The organism is Azospira restricta (assembly GCF_016858125.1).
GTDB classification, from domain to species: Bacteria; Pseudomonadota; Gammaproteobacteria; order Burkholderiales; family Rhodocyclaceae; genus Proximibacter; species Proximibacter restrictus.
On record NZ_CP064781.1, the window covers coordinates 1781307 to 1797696 of the forward strand.

Genomic DNA, 16390 nt, shown 5'->3' on the forward strand with positions numbered 1-16390 from the left:
TGCGGCGGCACAGGCTAAAGTTCCCGGCTGAATTTTTCCTCGGGAGTTCGCGTGTTCGCCATCATTCAGGCCGCCGGCTGGCCCATCTGGCCCTTGCTGCTGGCATCGGTCATCGCCGTTGCCCTCATCATCGAACGCCTCGTCGCGCTGCGCCGCGGCCGCGTCGTGCCGGCCGGGCTGCTGCAGCGCGTGCTCGGCGAATACCGGCAGAAGGGCGCCAGCGAGGCGCTGATCGGCGAGCTCGAACGCCAGTCGCCGCTCGGCCGCGTGCTCGCCGCCGGTCTGCGCAACGCCGGCAGCTCGCGCGAGATCATGAAGGAGTCGATCGAGGAGGCCGGCCGCGCGGTCAGCCACGAGCTCGAGCGCTACCTGACGACGCTCGGTACGATCGCGTCGATCAGCCCGCTGATGGGCCTCTTCGGCACCATCGTCGGCATGATCGAGATCTTCGGCTCGCAGTCGCCGTCGGGCGCTAACCCGCAGCAGCTGGCGCACGGCATCTCGATCGCGCTCTACAACACCGGTTTCGGCCTGATCATCGCGATCCCGGCGATGATCTTCTGGCGCCACTTCCGCGCGCTGGTCGACAGCTTCGTGATCGACATGGAGCAGCAGGCCGTGCATCTGGTCGAAGTCATCCAGGGCGGCAGGAAGTAATATGAAACGACCCCCACGCTTGATGTTCGCGGAGGGTTTGCCTGCGGGTCAAACCCGTTCGGTTGGCACGGCGCAGTGCGCCGCGAATTCCCAACCTCGCCCCCCCGAGGGGGCGCAGGCCTCCCTTGGGGCGGCCCGACGGGAGGCCTGACATGGACTTCCGCCGCGGCCGGACCCGCGAGGAGCCGGAGATCAACCTGATCCCGATGATCGACGTGCTGCTCGTGATCATCATCTTTCTGATGCTGACCACCACCTACGCCAAGTTCTCCGGGCTGGAGATCAACCTGCCGACCGCCGACGCGGCGAAGCAGCCGGAGCAGCCGAACGAGGTCAGCGTCGCCGTCACCGCCGCCGGCCAGGTGCTGGTGAACAAGGTGCCGCTGGCGACGCCCGACGTCGCCGCGATCGCCGACGCGCTGCGCCGCGCCGCCGGCAGCCAGAAGGAGCCGGTGATCGTCATCAACGCCGACGCCAAGGCGGCGCACCAGAGCGTCGTCGACGTCATGCAGGCGGCGCAGAGCGCCGGCTATCCGCACATCTCGTTCGCCACGCAGACGCCGCGCTGATGGCGCGCCGGCCCGCCTGATGGCGAAGCTCGCCGAATCCCTGCCCCGGCTGTGGTATCGCCGGGGCTTCGCTTTTCAGCTGCTGCCGCTGCTGCCGCTGTCCTGGCTGTTCGCCGCGCTGTCCGCGCTGCGCCGCCTCGCCTACCGCCGCGGCTGGCTGGCCGCCGAGCGCCTGCCGGTGCCGGTGGTCGTCGTCGGCAACCTGGTCGCCGGCGGCGCCGGCAAGACGCCGCTGACGCTGTGGCTGGTCGCCGCACTCGCCGCGCGCGGCCGCCGGCCGGGCATCGTCAGCCGCGGCTACGGCGCGGATGGCGCCGCGCCGCGGCTGGTCGCGGCGGACGACGACCCGGCGCAGGTCGGCGACGAGCCGCTGCTGCTCGCCCGTCGCGCCGGCGTGCCGGTCGCGGTGTGCCGCGACCGCGTCGCCGCGGCGCGCGCGCTGCTCGCCGCGCATCCCGGCTGCGACGTCCTCGTCGCCGACGACGGCCTGCAGCATTACCGGCTGGCGCGTGATTGCGAGGTCGTGCTCTTCGACGGCCGCGGCGCCGGCAACGGCCGCCTGCTGCCGGCCGGGCCGCTGCGCGAGCCGCTCGCCCGGCTGCGTGACGCCGATGCGCTGGTGTGGAACGGCGCGCCGGCCTTCGCGCCGCCGCCCGGCGCGCCGCAAGCTTTCGTGATGCGCCTGGAAGGTGCTACCTTTCATTCGCTCGCCGACCCGGCGCGGCACTGCGCTGCGGCCGAACTCGCCGGCAAACCGCTGCATGCGCTGGCCGGCATCGGCGACCCGGCGCGCTTCTTCCGCCAGCTCGACGCGCTGGGGCTGGCCTTCGTCGCGCACCCCTTTCCCGACCATCATGCTTACACGGCGGAAGACCTACACTTCGCCGACGACGCCGTCGTCCTGATGACCGAGAAGGATGCGGTAAAATGCGCCGGCCTGATCGCCGGCGACGCCTGGGTGCTGCCGGTGAGCGCCGTCGTCGACGACGGCCTGATCGAAAAAATTCTGGAGAAAATCGATGGACGCACGGCTTCTTGACATCCTCGTCTGCCCGGTCTGCAAGGGCAACCTCGAATACCGCAAGGCCGAGTCCGAACTCGTCTGCAAGCCCTGCAAGCTGGCCTACCCGATCCGCGACGACATCCCGGTGATGCTGGTCGACGAGGCGCGCCAGCTGCCCGCCGAGCCGGCCTGATGGACTTCCAGGTCGTCATCCCGGCGCGCTACGCGTCGTCGCGGCTGCCGGCGAAGCCGCTGCTCGACCTCGGCGGCAAGCCGATGGTCGTGCGCGTCGCCGAGCGCGCGGCGCTTTCCGGGGCGAGCGGCATCTGCGTCGCCACCGACCATCCCGAGGTCGAGGCGGCGGCGCGCGCGCACGGCCTCGATGTGCTGATGACGCGCGCCGACCACCCGAGCGGCACCGACCGCCTGGCCGAGGTGGTCGCGCTGAAGGGCTGGGGCGACGATACGCTGGTGGTCAACGTGCAGGGCGACGAGCCGCTGATCGAGCCGGAGATGATCGCGCAGACCGCGTGCCAGCTCGCCGCGAGCGGCGCCGACATCGCCACCGTCGCGCACCCGATCGTCGACGCCGCCGACTTCTTCAACCCGAACGTGGTCAAGGTCGTCTGCCGCGAGGACGGCGATGCGCTCTACTTCTCGCGCGCGCCGATGCCGTATGCGCGCGACCACTTCGCCCGCGAGGGCGGCGGCGAGACGCTGCCCGCCGCCTTCCCGGCGCTGCGCCACGTCGGCCTCTACGCCTACACCGCGCGCTTCCTGAAAGCCTATGCGCGACTGGCGCCGTCGCCGCTCGAGGGCTTCGAGGCGCTCGAGCAGCTGCGCGCGCTGTGGCACGGCTACCGCATCACCGTCGCCGTCGTCGACCACCAGCCGCCGGCGGGGGTCGACACGCCGGAAGATGCGGCGCGCGTGAGGCGTCTGTTTGCCTGACCACAGGTTGCGACCCGCGCCGCCTTGCAAGGCGGCGCGGGTCGCAACGAGCGTTGCTTGAGGCGCCGCCCGGCGCCGTTCCGATTCGTGGCGAGTCCCCGGCCTGCGGACGGGGACCTCACAACTGGCATCGGAAAATGCGGCGCGAATTGCCGCAAATGGTTTGACCGAAGGCCGATTTGCAGGTAATTTTCGGCTGGCCCAGCGCGCAGCATAGCGTGCCAGAAGAATCAGCCAGAACAGCACTGGACATCCGCTTCATTTGTACTTTCCGAAGGACTGAAATGAGACTCATCCTGTTGGGCGCGCCCGGCGCCGGCAAAGGCACGCAAGCGCAATTCATCCGTGAAAAATACGGTATCCCGCAGATCTCCACCGGCGACATGCTGCGCGCCGCAGTGAAGGCCGGCACCCCGCTCGGGCTGGAAGCGAAGAAGGTGATGGACGCCGGCGGCCTCGTCTCCGACGACATCATCATCGGGCTGGTCAAGGACCGCCTGCAGCAGGACGACTGCAAGTCGGGCTACCTGTTCGACGGCTTCCCGCGCACGATCCCGCAGGCCGAGGCGATGAAGGCCGCCGGCGTGGCGATCGACTACGTGCTCGAAATCGACGTCCCCGACCAGGACATCATCGACCGCATGAGCGGCCGCCGCGTGCATGTGGCTTCCGGCCGCACCTACCACGTCAAGTACAACCCGCCGAAGGTCGCCGGCAAGGACGACGTCACCGGCGAGGAGCTGATCCAGCGCGACGACGACCAGGAAGCGACCGTCCGGAAGCGTCTCGACGTCTATCACTCGCAGACCAAGCCGCTGGTCGACTACTACGGCAAATGGGCCGCGACCGGCGACGCCAAGGCGCCGAAGTACCGCAAGATCGCCGGTGTCGGCAGCGTCGAGGACATCAAGCAGGCCGCCTTCGCCGCACTCAAGTAAACGACCATGAACGCCGCCCACCGTCCGACGAATGCCTTCTACGCTCAGTCGGGCGGCGTCACGGCAGTCATCAACGCCAGCGCCTGCGGCCTCATCGAGACCGCGCGCCGGCATCCCGACCGGATCGGCAAGGTCTTCGCCGGGCGCAACGGCATCATCGGTGCGCTGACCGAAGACCTGATCGACACCAGCCACGAATCCGACGCCGACATCGCCCGCCTGCGCCACACGCCGGGCGGCGCCTTCGGTTCCTGCCGCTACAAGCTGAAGGGGCTCGACCAGCACCGCGTGCAGTACGAACGCCTGATCGAGGTGTTCCGCGCGCACGACATCGGCTACTTCTTCTACAACGGCGGCAACGATTCGATGGACACCGCATGGAAGGTGTCGCAGCTGTCCGAGACGATGGGCTATCCGCTGGCCTGCATCGGCATCCCGAAGACGGTCGACAACGACCTGCCGCACACCGACAGCTGCCCGGGCTTCGGCTCGGTCGCCAAGTACGTCGCCACCTCGATGCGCGAGGCCGGCCTCGACGTCGCGTCGATGGCGGCGACCTCGACCAAGATCTTCGTGATGGAGGTGATGGGTCGCCACGCCGGCTGGATCACCGCCGCCTGCGGGCTGGCCAGCGAGGCCGCCGACGAGCCGCCGCACCTGCTGCTGTTCCCCGAGATCCCGTTCGCCGAGGCGGCCTTCCTCGCCCGCGTCGAGGACTGCGTCAAGCGCTTCGGCTACTGCGCGATCGCGGTTTCCGAGGGGCTGCACGATGCCGACGGGCGCTTCCTGTCCGACATGGGGACGCGGGACGCCTTCGGTCACGCGCAGCTGGGCGGCGTCGGCCAGGTCGTCGCGCAATTGATCCGCGACCGTCTCGGCTACAAGTACCACTGGGCGCTGCCCGACTACCTGCAGCGCTCGGCCCGCCACCTGGCGTCGAAGACCGACGTCGAGCAGGCCTACGCCCTCGGCAGGGCGGCGGTCGAGCTGGCGCTGGCCGGCCGCCATGGCGTGATGCCGGGCATCGTGCGCACCGCCGATGCGCCGTATGCCTGGGAGATCGGCGTCGCCGAGCTGAAGGACGTCGCCAACGTCGAACGCAAGATGCCGCGCGAGTTCATCAGCGCGGACGGTTTCCATATAACAGACAGGTGCCGCGCCTATCTCGCGCCGCTGATCGCCGGCGAGGATGTGCCGCCGTCGCGCAACGGACTGCCGGATTACGTGCGCCTGAAAAACATCGCCGTGCCGAGGTGTCTGGAGGTTTTCACGGTCTAGCACACGATCAGCACGGGGCGCCGGGGGGAGAGTCGGCGTCGGCAAGGCAGGTTTGTTTCACTAGTTCCATCTATGTAGGGCAAACCGATCCGCAGGCGGCGACCAAGCCGCCGAGGGTCTGAGCAATCTAACCGGAGGGAGTTGTTCATGTCAGTAGCATTGATGCTTGCATTGGGGTGCGCCGTGCTGGCCGTGGTCTACGGCTGGCTGTCCAGTAGTCAAATCCTCAGCATGTCCGCCGGCAACGAGCGCATGCAGGAAATCGCCAAGGCGGTCCAGGAAGGGGCGTCCGCCTATCTCGCCCGGCAGTACAAGACCATCGCCATCGTCGGCGGCCTGCTGTTCCTGGTCATCGGCTTCGTGCCGAAGCTCGGCTGGGATACCGCGTTCGGTTTCCTGATCGGTGCCGTGCTCTCGGGGGCGGCCGGTTTCATCGGCATGAACGTCTCGGTGCGCGCCAACGTGCGTACCGCCGAAGCGGCGCGCGGCGGCATCGCGCCGGCGCTCGACGTCGCCTTCAAGGGCGGTGCGATCACCGGCATGCTCGTCGTCGGCCTCGGCCTCCTGGGCGTCGCCGGCTACTACGCGGTGCTGAAGATGATGAACGGCGCCAACGCCGACCTGCACCACATGATCGAGCCGCTGATCGGCCTCGCCTTCGGTTCCTCGCTGATCTCGATCTTCGCCCGTTTGGGCGGCGGCATCTTCACCAAGGGCGCCGACGTCGGCGCCGACCTGGTCGGCAAGGTCGAGGCCGGCATTCCGGAAGACGACCCGCGCAACCCGGCGGTGATCGCCGACAACGTCGGCGACAACGTCGGCGACTGCGCCGGCATGGCCGCCGACCTGTTCGAGACCTACGCCGTGACCGTGGTCGCGACGATGGTACTCGCCGCGCTGGTGATCAAGACCTCGCCGGGCCTCGGCGAGAACCTGCTGCTCTACCCGCTGGCCCTGGGCGGCGTCTCGATCATCGCGTCGATCGTCGGCTGCATGTTCGTCAAGGCCACCGAGGGCGGCAAGATCATGTCCGCGCTCTACCGCGGGCTGGCCGTCGCCGGCGTGCTGGCGCTGGTCGCCTACTACCCGATCACCGCCTGGCTGATCGGCGCCGGCGATCCTGCCGCCAAGATCACGACGATGAGCATGTTCGGCTGCGCGATCGTCGGCCTCCTGCTGACCGCGGCGCTGGTGTGGATCACCGAGTACTACACCGGCACCGACTACGCGCCGGTGAAGCACGTCGCCTCGTCGTGCCAGACCGGCCACGCGACCAACATCATCGCCGGCATCGGCGTCTCGATGAAGGCCTGCGCGCTGCCGGTGATCTCGGTGTGCGCGTCGATCTACGTCGCCTACGCGCTCGGCGGCCTGTTCGGCATCGCCATCGCCGCCACCTCGATGCTGTCGATGGCCGGCATCGTCGTCGCGCTCGACGCCTACGGTCCGATCACCGACAACGCCGGCGGCATCGCCGAGATGGCGGGTCTGCCGAAGGAGGTGCGCGACGTCACCGATCCGCTCGACGCCGTCGGCAACACCACCAAGGCGGTGACCAAGGGCTACGCGATCGGCTCCGCCGGCCTCGCCGCGCTGGTGCTCTTCGCCGACTACACGCACGGCCTGGAAGCGGCCGGCCTGAAGGGCATCACCTTCGACCTCTCCAACCACATGGTGATCATCGGCCTGTTCATCGGCGGCCTGATTCCCTACCTGTTCGCCGCGATGGCGATGGAGGCGGTCGGCCGCTCGGCCGGCGCGGTGGTCGTCGAAGTGCGCCGCCAGTTCAAGGAGATCGCCGGCATCATGGAAGGCACGGCCAAGCCCGACTACTCGCGCGCGGTCGACATGCTGACCGTGGCGGCGATCAAGGAGATGATGATCCCGTCGATCCTGCCGGTCGCGGTGCCGATCGTCGTCGGCCTCGCCCTCGGCCCGCAGGCGCTCGGCGGCGTGCTGGTCGGCACCATCGTCACCGGCCTCTTCGTCGCGATCTCGATGACCACCGGCGGCGGCGCCTGGGACAACGCGAAGAAGTACATCGAGGACGGCCACTTCGGCGGCAAGGGCTCGGAGGCGCACAAGGCGGCCGTCACCGGCGACACCGTCGGCGACCCGTACAAGGACACCGCCGGCCCGGCGGTGAACCCGCTGATCAAGATCATCAACCTCGTTGCGCTGCTGATCGTGCCGCTGATGGCCTGATCGAGGCGGTCGCTGCAAAGCGAACGGGGCAGCCGCGGCTGCCCCGTTTTTCTTGGCGTTGCGCGAGGGTCAGGGCATCACGTTCGGGTTCAGCGTGTAGGTCCCGGTGAGGCTCGCCTGGCCGAGGATGTGGCCGGCCATCGCGTCGCGCACCTGCTGCCCGGTGAACTTCCCGGCCACCGGCAGCCGCTCGACGTCGAGCGCGAAGACGGTGAATACGTAACGATGGCGGATTTCGTCGTTCCACGGCGGGCAGGGGCCATCGTAGCCGTAGTAGTCGCCGGACATGTCGCCATCGCCGGCGAACCAGCCGGTGTAGTCGTTGATCCCCTGGCGGGTGCCGTGCGGTGCCGCCGGACCGGCCTTGCCGCGCGGCGTGACGTCGGCCGAGAACTCGCCGGCGGCGATCTGCGTCAGCGTCGGCGGCAGGTCGATGAGCACCCAGTGGAAGAAGTCGACGCGCGGCAGCGAAGCGGGGACGCTGCGCCCCTCCTGATTCACATCGTCGCCCTTGCTCGGCACGTCCGGGTCGTGGCAGATCAGCGCGAACGAGCGCGTGCCGGCGGGAAGGTCCGACCACGACAACTGCGGGTTGCGGTTGGCGCCGAGGCAGACGTGGTGTGCCGGGTCGGGGGTGCAGAAGGCGAATTCGCCGGGAATCTTCTCGTTGTCGGCAAAACTGGCGCTGCTGAGCTTCATCGTCTCCTCCTTCGTCGGTTATGCTGCCCGCCGCCGGAAGTCGCGCAGGCGGAATCCCAATCCCCACAGTGTAGCGAAATAGGCGGCGGCGCCGAAGACAACCAGCGCGGCGAGGCGCAGCACGCGCTCGGCGACGCCGAAGCGCAGCCAGTCCGCCTCGTTGCCGATGGCCAGCCACAGTCCGCCGGCCATCACCGCGAGGGCCAGCACGAGCTTCAGGTAGAAGCGTGGCCAGCCCGGCTGCGGGCGGTAGATCGCCGCGCGGCGCAGTCCGCGATAGAGCAGCCCGGCGTTTACGCAGGCGGCCAGCCCGATCGCCAGCGCCAGTCCGGCGTGCCTGAGGCCCAGCCCCCAGGCGAAGGCGACGTTCATCGCCTGCGTCGCCAACAGCGAGATGATCGCGATGCGCACCGGCGTGCGGATATCCTGGCGCGCATAGAAGCCGGGGGCGAGCACCTTGACCAGGATCAGGCCGAGCAGGCCCAGGCTGTAGGCGACCAGTGCCGAGCGCGTCTGCAGCACGTCGTGCTCGGTGAAGGCGCCGTGGAAGAACAGCGTGGCGATCAGCGGCACCGCCAGCAGCGCCAGCGCCAGCGCCGCCGGCGCCGCGAGCAGCAGTGTCAGGCGCAGGCCCCAGTCGAGCAGCTGCGAGTATTCCTCGTGCCGGTCGCCGGCGTGGTATTTCGACAGCGAGGGCAGCAGGATGGTCCCCAGCGCGACGCCGAGCATGCCCGACGGAAACTCCATCAGGCGGTCGGCGTAATACAGCCAGGAGACGCTGCCGGGTCCGAGAAAGGAGGCGAAGATGGTGTTGATCAGGAGGCTCACCTGCGACACCGAGACGCCGAGCAGCGCCGGCGCCATCAGCAGCAGGACGCGGCGCACGCCTTCGTCCCGCCAGTCGAGCGAAAAGCGCGGCAGCATGCCGATGCGCGACAGCGCCGGCAGTTGCAGCGCCAGCTGCAGCACGCCGCCGGCGAAGACTGCCCAGCCCAGCGCCAGCACCGGCGGATCGAACCAGGGTGCGGCGAACAGCGCCATGACGATGAACGCGACATTGAGCAGCACCGGCGTGAACGCCGGCAGCGCGAAGCGGCTCCAGGTGTTGAGGATGCCGCCGGCGAGCGCCACCAGCGACATGAACAATATGTAGGGGAAGGTGATCCGCGTCAGCGTCACCGTCAGCTCGAACTTGTCGGCGTCGGCGGCGAAGCCGGGCGCCGAGATATAGACCAGGATCGGCGCGGCGACGGTGCCGAGCGCGGTGACCGCGAGCAGTACGAGGAAGAGCAGCGTGGCGACGTGGTCGACCAGGCGTTTGGTCTCCGTTTCGCCGCGCTTGTTGCGGTATTCGCCGAGGATCGGCACGAAGGCCTGCGCGAAGGCGCCCTCGGCGAACAGCCGGCGCAGCAGGTTGGGCAGCTTGAAGGCAACGAAGAAGGCGTCGGTGGCGAGGCCGGCGCCGAAAGTGCGGGCGATCACGAAATCCCGCACGAATCCGAGGATGCGCGACAGCAGCGTCATGCCGCTGACGGTGACGAGGGCCTTGAGCAGGTTCATGGGGGCGAATGTTAGCACGCGGGAATGGCGGCCTTCCCGGTGGACTTGCATTGCCGGCGGGCGGTCCGTATAATCGCGCGTTTTCGATTGTCACCCACGACTTTTTAGGAACTGAATCAATGGCCAACAGCGCTCAAGCACGCAAGCGTGCCCGTCAAGCCGACAAGCAACGCGCCCACAATGCCAGCCTGCGCTCGACCCTGCGCACTGCGATCAAGCGCGTGCAAAAGGCGATCGGCGCCGGCGACAAGGCGGCGGCCCAGACGGTTTACCAGGAATCGGTCGCCGTTCTCGACCGCATCGCCGACAAGAAGATCATCCACAAGAACAAGGCTTCGCGCCACAAGAGCCGCCTGTCGGCCCAGATCAAGGCCCTCGCCGCCTGAGCGACGACCCGGTCCAGCGAAAACGGCGCCCGCGGGCGCCGTTTTTCGTTGTCTGCCAGCCGTTTCGGCGACGGGGACGGATCAGGGTTCGATCGGGCAGACGCCGGAAATGATCTGCAGGTTGTTGTCGTTGGCGAAGTTGAGCAGGAAACGGTAGGCCATCGGCTCCACTTCCTGCAGCCGGCCGTCGACGAAGACCGCCTTGTCGCCGTTGTAGTCGCCCGGGCCGACGTAGGGCGAGTACTTCATCTTCTTTTCGGCGCCGAAGGCCGACATCACGCCGCACAGGCGTTCGGCCCAATCGCTGGGTCGAAATTTCTTTCCGTCCTGGGTGAGCCCGACAATGATGAAGGTGGTGCTGAGCGGATCGGTCATGTCTCGGCGGCGGTGCCTTGAATTATTGTCCTGGCGCTCGCGCGCTTGGTGTTCTGCGAACGCGGCGATTCTACCAGAAAGCCGGGCAGCGCGCCGCTGGTCTTACCAATGACGGGGTCGGTCGATAAGAATCAATGGGCTGCGTTGCATTCTTAGAATTAGCTACATATACTGGCCCTATCTGATTGACGGCTGGAGGTTTTATGCATGCCCCGGTTAGCATGAAGTACGGCTTCCGCATCCGCACGCGCTCGGGAGCGATCGTCGACAACCTGATGATCTTCGGCCGCGACGACTCCGAGGCCGAGCGCAAGCTGCGTCAGATGTACATGGGTTGCGAAATCCTCGAGCGGCGCAATGTCGCCAGCGGCGGCCCGCGTTCCAGTCCGATCAGCTACGAGGACGTGGTGGACCTGATCTCCGGCCATTGACGCCGGCGCTAGCGGAAGAAGCCCTGCTCCTTCAGTTCCTCGTAGAGCGCGAGGTAGTCCTTGGCGCCGCTGCTGGCAGCGCTGTGCGCGAAGACGTCGCGCTGCAGCGACGGGCTTTCCGCGACCGCGACGTTCTCGCCGATCACCGTCTCGCACACTTCCATGCCGTACAGCGCGGTCAGCCGGTCGCGCACGTCCTGGCTCATCCGCCGGCGACGGTCGAAGCGGGTCAGCACGTAGCGTCGCTGGACGCGGCGCTTCAGTACCGGTTCGAGGATTTCGAGCGTCCGCGTCATCTGCTCCGCCGCCTTCAGCGACAGGTAGTCGGTGGATACCGGCACCAGCAGGTAGTCGCAGGCGAACAGCGCGTTCAGCGATAGCACGCCGACGTAGGGGCAGCAGTCGAGAAACAGCGTGCGCCCGGGAGTCCTGCTTTCCAGCGCGTCAAAACCGACGCGCAGCTTGTTGAGGATGGCCGGGCCCTTGCCGAAGATCGAGTCGACCTTGATCAGCTGCTGGTGCGAGGGGATCAGCGTCCCCAGTCCCTGCCAGTCGAGCTCGAGCTCGTCCAGCGTCCTCAGGTCCTGGTAGAAGGCGAACAGGCTTTGCTGCGAGTCCTGCGGCGGCGCGCCGAAGACCCCCGAAAGGTGGCATTGCGGGTCGAGGTCGACGAGGAGCGGGGCGCCGCCGTCGCGGCTGACGGCGGCCGCAAGATTGAGTGCGGTGGTGGTCTTGCCGACGCCGCCCTTCTGATTGAATACCGCGATGCGCATCAAGGCTCCCGGCGCCCCGTCGTATATACAAGGCGCTATTTTTCCCTTAACATTCCACCCCTTGCAAGACCGGCGCCGCGGTGTTTCCGCCGTGCCGAGTGACCCGGCGGCGCCAGCCGCCGTTTCAGTTTTTGGCCTCGTAAAAAGGCAGGCTCATTATGTCGCATTTGATGCAAACCTACGCACGTCTTCCCGTTACGTTCAGCCACGGCGAAGGCAACCGCGTCACCGATATCAACGGCAAGACCTATCTCGATGCGCTGTCCGGCATCGCCGTGAACACGCTCGGGCACAAGCATCCGGCGCTGGTCAAGGCGATCGCCGAGCAGGCCGGGCGCCTGCTGCACGTGTCGAACCTCTACGGTATCCGCGAACAGGAGCATCTGGCCGACCGCCTGTGCGCGCTCTCCGGCATGTCGGAGGTCTTCTTCTGCAACTCCGGCTGCGAGGCGAACGAGGCCGCGATCAAGCTGGCGCGCTTCTACGGCCATCGCCAGGGCGTCGACAACCCGGCGATCATCGTCATGGAGAAGGCCTTCCACGGCCGCACGCTGGCGACGCTGTCGGCGACCGGCAACCGCAAGGCGCAGGCCGGCTTCGAGCCGCTCGTCGCCGGCTTCGTGCGCGTGCCGTACAACGACCTCGACGCGATCCGCGCCGTCGCCGAACACAACCACAACGTCGTCGCCGTGATGCTGGAGATGGTCCAGGGCGAGGGCGGCATCAACATCGCCTCGCTCGAGTTCCAGCGCGGCCTGCGCCAGCTGTGCGACGACAAGGGCTGGCTGCTGATCTGCGACGAGGTGCAGTGCGGCATGGCGCGCACCGGAAAATGGTTCGGCTTCCAGCACGCCGGCGTGCTGCCCGACGTGATGACGCTGGCCAAGGGCCTCGGCTCGGGCGTGCCGATCGGTGCCTGCCTGGCCGCCGGCAAGGCGGCCGGCCTGTTCGGCCCGGGCAACCACGGTTCGACCTTCGGCGGCAACCCGCTCGCCTGCACGGCGGCGCTGACGACGCTGTCGACGATCGAGCAGGACGGCCTGCTGGCGCGCGCCGAGACGGTCGGCGCGGCGATCCGCCAGGGCCTCGCGGAGGCGCTGGCCGGCGTCGCCGGCGTCGTCGACATCCGCGGCCAGGGGCTGATGATCGGCATCGAGCTCGACCGCCCGTGCGGCGAGCTGGTGACCCGCGGCCTCGACGCCGGCCTGCTGATCAACGTCACTGCCGACAAGGTGGTGCGCCTGCTGCCGGCGCTGGTGTTCTCCGACGCCGAGGCGAAGGAACTCGTCGAGCGCCTGGCGGCGCTGATCCGCGCCTTCCTCGCGGCGTAAGGAGTCGGCCATGGCCCAGGTCAAGCACTACCTGCAGTTCAAGGATTTCTCGCGCGACGACTACGACTACCTGTTCGCCCGCACGCGCCGGATCAAGGAGAAGTTCAAGGCCTACCAGCAGTACTGGCCGCTGACCGACCGCACGCTGGTGATGATCTTCGAGAAGGCCAGCACGCGCACCCGCCTGTCGTTCGAGGCCGGCATGCAGCAGCTCGGCGGCTCGGCGATCTACCTCAACACGCGCGACTCGCAGCTCGGCCGCGGCGAGCCGGTCGAGGACGCGGCGCAGGTGATCTCGCGGATGAGCGACATCGTCATGATCCGCACCTTCGAGCAGGAGATCATCGAGCGCTTCGCCGCGAATTCGCGCGTGCCGGTGATCAACGGCCTGACCAACGAGTACCACCCGTGCCAGATCATGGCCGACATCTTCACCTTCATCGAGCATCGCGGTTCGATCCAGGGCAAGACGGTGGCCTGGATCGGCGACTCGAACAACGTCTGCAACACCTGGCTGCAGGCCGCCGAAGTGCTCGACTTCAACGTGCATGTGTCGACGCCGCCGGGCTACGAGGTCGAGCCGGAGCGCGCCGGCCTCTACGGCACCGACCATTTCGAGCAGTTCGCCGACCCGATGGAGGCGGCGAAGGGCGCCGACCTCGTCACCACCGACGTGTGGACCTCGATGGGCTTCGAGGCCGAGAACGAGGAGCGCCTGCGCGCCTTCGCCGACTGGCAGGTCGACGCCGACATGATGCGCGCCGCGGGCAAGGACGCGGTGTTCATGCATTGCCTGCCGGCGCACCGCGGCGAGGAAGTCTCGGCCGAGGTCATCGACGGCCCGCAGAGCGTGGTCTGGGACGAGGCGGAGAACCGCCTGCACGTGCAGAAGGCGCTGATGGAGTACCTGCTCCTCGGCCGCGTCAACAGTTAATCATCCGTAGGGAAAGATCATGAGCGACATCAAGCGCGCAGTACTCGCCTATTCGGGCGGCCTCGACACCTCGGTCATCCTCAAGTGGCTGCAGGACACCTACCAGTGCGAGGTGGTCACCTTCACCGCCGACCTCGGCCAGGGCGAGGAGCTCGAGCCGGCGCGCGCCAAGGCGCTGAAGTTCGGCATCAAGCCGGAGAACATCTTCATCGACGACCTGCGCGAGGAGTTCGTGCGTGACTTCGTCTTCCCGATGTTCCGCGCCAACACCGTCTACGAGGGCGAGTACCTGCTCGGCACCTCGATCGCCCGGCCGCTGATCGCCAAGCGCCTGATCGAGATCACCAACCTGACGCAGGCCGACGCCATCTCGCACGGTGCCACCGGCAAGGGTAACGACCAGGTGCGCTTCGAGCTCGGCGCCTACGCGCTGAAGCCGGGCATCAAGATCATCGCGCCGTGGCGCGAGTGGGACCTGCTGTCGCGCGAGAAGCTGCTGGCCTACGCCGAGAAGCACGGCATCCCGGTCGAGATGAAGCACAAGCAGGGCGGCTCGCCGTATTCGATGGACGCCAACCTGCTGCACATCAGCTACGAAGGCCGCCACCTCGAGAACCCGGCCGCCGAGGCCGAGGAGTCGATGTGGCGGTGGACGGTGTCGCCGGAAGCGGCGCCGGATGCCGCCGAATACCTCGACCTCGAGTTCGAGCAGGGCGACCTGGTGTCGATCAACGGCCAGCGCATGCCGGCGCACGAGCTGCTGGCGACGCTGAACCAGCTCGGCGGCAAGCACGGCATCGGCCGCCTCGACCTGGTCGAGAACCGCTACGTCGGCATGAAGTCGCGCGGCTGCTACGAAACCCCGGGCGGCACGATCCTGCTCAGGGCGCACCGCGCCATCGAGTCGGTCACGCTCGACCGCGAAGTCGCGCACCTCAAGGACGACCTGATGCCGCGCTACGCCAGCCTGATCTACAACGGCTACTGGTGGAGCCCGGAGCGCCGCGCGCTGCAGGCGCTGATCGACCACACGCAGCAGACCGTCAACGGCTGGGTGCGCGTCAAGCTGTACAAGGGCAACGTGATCGTCACCGGCCGCGACTCGAAGACCGATTCGCTGTTCGACCCGACCATCGCCACCTTCGAGGACGATGCCGGCGCCTACGACCAGAAGGACGCGGGCGGCTTCATCAAGCTGAACGCGCTGCGCATGCGCATCGCCGCCAACCTGGCGGCGAAGAAGAAGGGCTGATCGATGCAGGGCACGCTGTTCGGCTTCACCGAGGAACAGGTTGCCGAATTCGGCGTCACCTTCGGGGTCGGCGCCTTCATGCTCTTCATGTTGTTCATCATCGGCGAGATCGCCTGGAAGTCGAAGGCGGGCAAGACCGGCACGCTGGTGCTGTTCTTCGTGCTGGCCTTCGGCATGCTGGGCTTCATCGCCAAGGCTGTCATCCAGAAAATTTGGGGGATCTGAAAATGTCGCAATTCGATAACGTATCCGTGCTCAAGAAGGCCAACGTCTATTTCGACGGCAAGTGCGTCAGCCACACGGTTCTGATGGCCGACGGCAGCAAGAAGACCGTCGGCGTGATCCTGCCGTCGTCGCTGACCTTCAACACCGGCGTGCCGGAAGTGATGGAAGGCGTCGGCGGCTCGTGCCGCGTCAAACTTAAGGGCGAGAGCGAGTGGAAGACCTACGGCGAAGGCCAGTCGTTCAAGGTGCCGGGCAACTCGTCGTTCGAGATCGCCTGCGACGAGCCCTACCACTACGTCTGCTACTTCGGCTGAGCGGGAGGGCGCCATGCCGTCGTTCGATTTCTCTTCCGAAGCCGACATGGTCGCGCTGAAGAACGCGATCGACGTCGTCGGTCGCCAGATCGACGCCCGCTACGACTTCAAGGGCACCTCGGCCAAGGTCGAGCTGAACGAGAAGGAGAAGGTGATCACGCTGTTCGGCGACTCCGACTTCCAGCTCGACCAGATCAAGGACATCCTCTTCCCGGCGATGGAGAAGAGGGAGAAGGAAAGCGTCAAGCGCCTCGACCATCAGGCCGTGCAGAAGATCTCCGGCAACAAGGTGAAGCAGGAGCTGAAGATCAAGATCGGCATCGAGTCCGAGCTCGCCAAGAAGATCGTCAAGCTGATCAAGGACTCGAAGCTGAAGGTGCAGGCGGCGATCCAGGGCGACGCGGTGCGTGTTTCCGGCGCCAAGCGCGACGACCTGCAGTCGGCGATCGCGCTGGTCACCAAGACGATCACCGACTTCCCGATCAAGTACGGCAACTTCCGCGACTGAG

General features: G+C 67.3%; 20 protein-coding genes. 16 read left to right on the forward strand and 4 right to left on the reverse strand.

What is annotated here, in order from left to right; translation table 11 throughout:
- The first annotated feature begins 51 nt into the window (after positions 1-51).
- From IWH25_RS08745 to IWH25_RS08780, 8 genes are all read left to right on the forward strand, one after another.
- Positions 52-657 carry a MotA/TolQ/ExbB proton channel family protein gene (locus IWH25_RS08745; RefSeq protein ID WP_203388921.1) on the forward strand — a complete coding sequence of 202 codons (606 nt, stop codon included), beginning with the start codon at positions 52-54 and terminating at the stop codon, positions 655-657.
- A 152-nt stretch (positions 658-809) separates the two neighbouring features.
- On the forward strand, positions 810-1226 hold the full coding sequence (locus tag IWH25_RS08750; RefSeq protein WP_203388922.1) for an ExbD/TolR family protein: 417 nt from the start codon (positions 810-812) through the stop codon (positions 1224-1226).
- A gap of 19 nt (positions 1227-1245) precedes the next feature.
- Positions 1246-2265, forward strand: a complete 1020-nt coding sequence (lpxK, locus tag IWH25_RS08755; protein ID WP_203388923.1) for a tetraacyldisaccharide 4'-kinase — start codon at positions 1246-1248, stop codon at positions 2263-2265.
- The gene (locus IWH25_RS08760; RefSeq protein ID WP_203388924.1) at positions 2246-2422 is read left to right on the forward strand and encodes a Trm112 family protein; all 177 of its coding nucleotides are present in this window, start codon (positions 2246-2248) and stop codon (positions 2420-2422) included. The genes lpxK and IWH25_RS08760 overlap by 20 nt, the downstream gene beginning before the upstream one ends.
- Positions 2422-3180 carry a 3-deoxy-manno-octulosonate cytidylyltransferase gene (gene kdsB, locus IWH25_RS08765; protein ID WP_203388925.1) on the forward strand — a complete coding sequence of 253 codons (759 nt, stop codon included), beginning with the start codon at positions 2422-2424 and terminating at the stop codon, positions 3178-3180. Before IWH25_RS08760 ends, kdsB begins: the two co-directional genes overlap by 1 nt.
- A gap of 284 nt (positions 3181-3464) precedes the next feature.
- Complete coding sequence (adk, locus tag IWH25_RS08770) at positions 3465-4118, forward strand: adenylate kinase (protein WP_203388926.1); 654 nt, start codon at positions 3465-3467, stop codon at positions 4116-4118.
- Positions 4119-4124: 6 nt separating this feature from the next.
- Entirely contained in the window at positions 4125-5396 is a 1272-nt protein-coding gene (locus IWH25_RS08775) for a 6-phosphofructokinase (RefSeq protein WP_203388927.1), read from the forward strand.
- 147 nt (positions 5397-5543) lie between these two features.
- Positions 5544-7601, forward strand: a complete 2058-nt coding sequence (locus IWH25_RS08780; RefSeq protein ID WP_203388928.1) for a sodium-translocating pyrophosphatase — start codon at positions 5544-5546, stop codon at positions 7599-7601.
- A 69-nt stretch (positions 7602-7670) separates the two neighbouring features.
- On the opposite strand, the gene IWH25_RS08785 is transcribed toward IWH25_RS08780, so the two are convergent.
- Positions 7671-8300: a YbhB/YbcL family Raf kinase inhibitor-like protein gene (locus tag IWH25_RS08785; protein WP_203388929.1), complete on the reverse strand. Its 630-nt coding sequence runs from the start codon at positions 8298-8300 to the stop codon at positions 7671-7673.
- An 18-nt stretch (positions 8301-8318) separates the two neighbouring features.
- Positions 8319-9860: a murein biosynthesis integral membrane protein MurJ gene (gene murJ, locus IWH25_RS08790; RefSeq protein ID WP_203388930.1), complete on the reverse strand. Its 1542-nt coding sequence runs from the start codon at positions 9858-9860 to the stop codon at positions 8319-8321.
- Between the two features lie 119 nt (positions 9861-9979).
- Between murJ and rpsT the strand changes: the two genes are divergently transcribed.
- On the forward strand, positions 9980-10246 hold the full coding sequence (gene rpsT / locus IWH25_RS08795; protein ID WP_203388931.1) for a 30S ribosomal protein S20: 267 nt from the start codon (positions 9980-9982) through the stop codon (positions 10244-10246).
- Between the two features lie 81 nt (positions 10247-10327).
- Here rpsT and IWH25_RS08800 read toward each other — a convergent pair whose 3' ends face one another.
- The gene (locus IWH25_RS08800; RefSeq protein WP_203388932.1) at positions 10328-10621 is read right to left on the reverse strand and encodes a DUF3579 domain-containing protein; all 294 of its coding nucleotides are present in this window, start codon (positions 10619-10621) and stop codon (positions 10328-10330) included.
- A gap of 203 nt (positions 10622-10824) precedes the next feature.
- Between IWH25_RS08800 and IWH25_RS08805 the strand changes: the two genes are divergently transcribed.
- A complete protein-coding gene (locus IWH25_RS08805) occupies positions 10825-11052 on the forward strand; it encodes a hypothetical protein (RefSeq protein ID WP_203388933.1) in 228 nt (75 codons plus the stop codon).
- 8 nt (positions 11053-11060) lie between these two features.
- On the opposite strand, the gene IWH25_RS08810 is transcribed toward IWH25_RS08805, so the two are convergent.
- Complete coding sequence (locus IWH25_RS08810; RefSeq protein ID WP_238999047.1) at positions 11061-11825, reverse strand: ParA family protein; 765 nt, start codon at positions 11823-11825, stop codon at positions 11061-11063.
- Positions 11826-11983: 158 nt separating this feature from the next.
- Here IWH25_RS08810 and IWH25_RS08815 point away from each other — a divergent pair, with 158 nt between their 5' ends.
- From IWH25_RS08815 to IWH25_RS08840, 6 genes are read left to right on the forward strand one after another with little or no spacing between them, the layout of a single operon-like run.
- The gene (locus tag IWH25_RS08815; protein WP_203388935.1) at positions 11984-13156 is read left to right on the forward strand and encodes an aspartate aminotransferase family protein; all 1173 of its coding nucleotides are present in this window, start codon (positions 11984-11986) and stop codon (positions 13154-13156) included.
- 10 nt (positions 13157-13166) lie between these two features.
- On the forward strand, positions 13167-14090 hold the full coding sequence (argF, locus tag IWH25_RS08820; protein WP_203388936.1) for an ornithine carbamoyltransferase: 924 nt from the start codon (positions 13167-13169) through the stop codon (positions 14088-14090).
- A gap of 19 nt (positions 14091-14109) precedes the next feature.
- Positions 14110-15342 carry an argininosuccinate synthase gene (locus IWH25_RS08825; protein ID WP_203388937.1) on the forward strand — a complete coding sequence of 411 codons (1233 nt, stop codon included), beginning with the start codon at positions 14110-14112 and terminating at the stop codon, positions 15340-15342.
- Between the two features lie 3 nt (positions 15343-15345).
- Positions 15346-15567: a DUF2788 domain-containing protein gene (locus IWH25_RS08830; protein ID WP_203388938.1), complete on the forward strand. Its 222-nt coding sequence runs from the start codon at positions 15346-15348 to the stop codon at positions 15565-15567.
- A 2-nt stretch (positions 15568-15569) separates the two neighbouring features.
- Positions 15570-15881 carry a pyrimidine/purine nucleoside phosphorylase gene (gene ppnP / locus IWH25_RS08835; protein WP_203388939.1) on the forward strand — a complete coding sequence of 104 codons (312 nt, stop codon included), beginning with the start codon at positions 15570-15572 and terminating at the stop codon, positions 15879-15881.
- Between the two features lie 13 nt (positions 15882-15894).
- The gene (locus tag IWH25_RS08840) at positions 15895-16389 is read left to right on the forward strand and encodes a YajQ family cyclic di-GMP-binding protein (RefSeq protein ID WP_203388940.1); all 495 of its coding nucleotides are present in this window, start codon (positions 15895-15897) and stop codon (positions 16387-16389) included.
- The last annotated feature ends 1 nt before the right edge of the window (position 16390 follow it).

Coding starts and splice junctions, on each gene's coding strand:
- IWH25_RS08780 (WP_203388928.1), top strand. CDS start 5,544: ATGTCAGTAGCATTGATGCTTGCATTGGGGTGCGCCGTGCTGGCCGTG.
- IWH25_RS08785 (WP_203388929.1), bottom strand. CDS start 8,300: ATGAAGCTCAGCAGCGCCAGTTTTGCCGACAACGAGAAGATTCCCGGC.
- IWH25_RS08825 (WP_203388937.1), top strand. CDS start 14,110: ATGAGCGACATCAAGCGCGCAGTACTCGCCTATTCGGGCGGCCTCGAC.
- IWH25_RS08830 (WP_203388938.1), top strand. CDS start 15,346: ATGCAGGGCACGCTGTTCGGCTTCACCGAGGAACAGGTTGCCGAATTC.
- IWH25_RS08840 (WP_203388940.1), top strand. CDS start 15,895: ATGCCGTCGTTCGATTTCTCTTCCGAAGCCGACATGGTCGCGCTGAAG.
- IWH25_RS08800 (WP_203388932.1), bottom strand. CDS start 10,621: ATGACCGATCCGCTCAGCACCACCTTCATCATTGTCGGGCTCACCCAG.
- rpsT (WP_203388931.1), top strand. CDS start 9,980: ATGGCCAACAGCGCTCAAGCACGCAAGCGTGCCCGTCAAGCCGACAAG.
- ppnP (WP_203388939.1), top strand. CDS start 15,570: ATGTCGCAATTCGATAACGTATCCGTGCTCAAGAAGGCCAACGTCTAT.
- IWH25_RS08810 (WP_238999047.1), bottom strand. CDS start 11,825: ATGCGCATCGCGGTATTCAATCAGAAGGGCGGCGTCGGCAAGACCACC.
- IWH25_RS08750 (WP_203388922.1), top strand. CDS start 810: ATGGACTTCCGCCGCGGCCGGACCCGCGAGGAGCCGGAGATCAACCTG.
- adk (WP_203388926.1), top strand. CDS start 3,465: ATGAGACTCATCCTGTTGGGCGCGCCCGGCGCCGGCAAAGGCACGCAA.
- lpxK (WP_203388923.1), top strand. CDS start 1,246: ATGGCGAAGCTCGCCGAATCCCTGCCCCGGCTGTGGTATCGCCGGGGC.
- IWH25_RS08775 (WP_203388927.1), top strand. CDS start 4,125: ATGAACGCCGCCCACCGTCCGACGAATGCCTTCTACGCTCAGTCGGGC.
- IWH25_RS08760 (WP_203388924.1), top strand. CDS start 2,246: ATGGACGCACGGCTTCTTGACATCCTCGTCTGCCCGGTCTGCAAGGGC.
- argF (WP_203388936.1), top strand. CDS start 13,167: ATGGCCCAGGTCAAGCACTACCTGCAGTTCAAGGATTTCTCGCGCGAC.
- IWH25_RS08805 (WP_203388933.1), top strand. CDS start 10,825: ATGCATGCCCCGGTTAGCATGAAGTACGGCTTCCGCATCCGCACGCGC.
- kdsB (WP_203388925.1), top strand. CDS start 2,422: ATGGACTTCCAGGTCGTCATCCCGGCGCGCTACGCGTCGTCGCGGCTG.
- murJ (WP_203388930.1), bottom strand. CDS start 9,860: ATGAACCTGCTCAAGGCCCTCGTCACCGTCAGCGGCATGACGCTGCTG.
- IWH25_RS08815 (WP_203388935.1), top strand. CDS start 11,984: ATGTCGCATTTGATGCAAACCTACGCACGTCTTCCCGTTACGTTCAGC.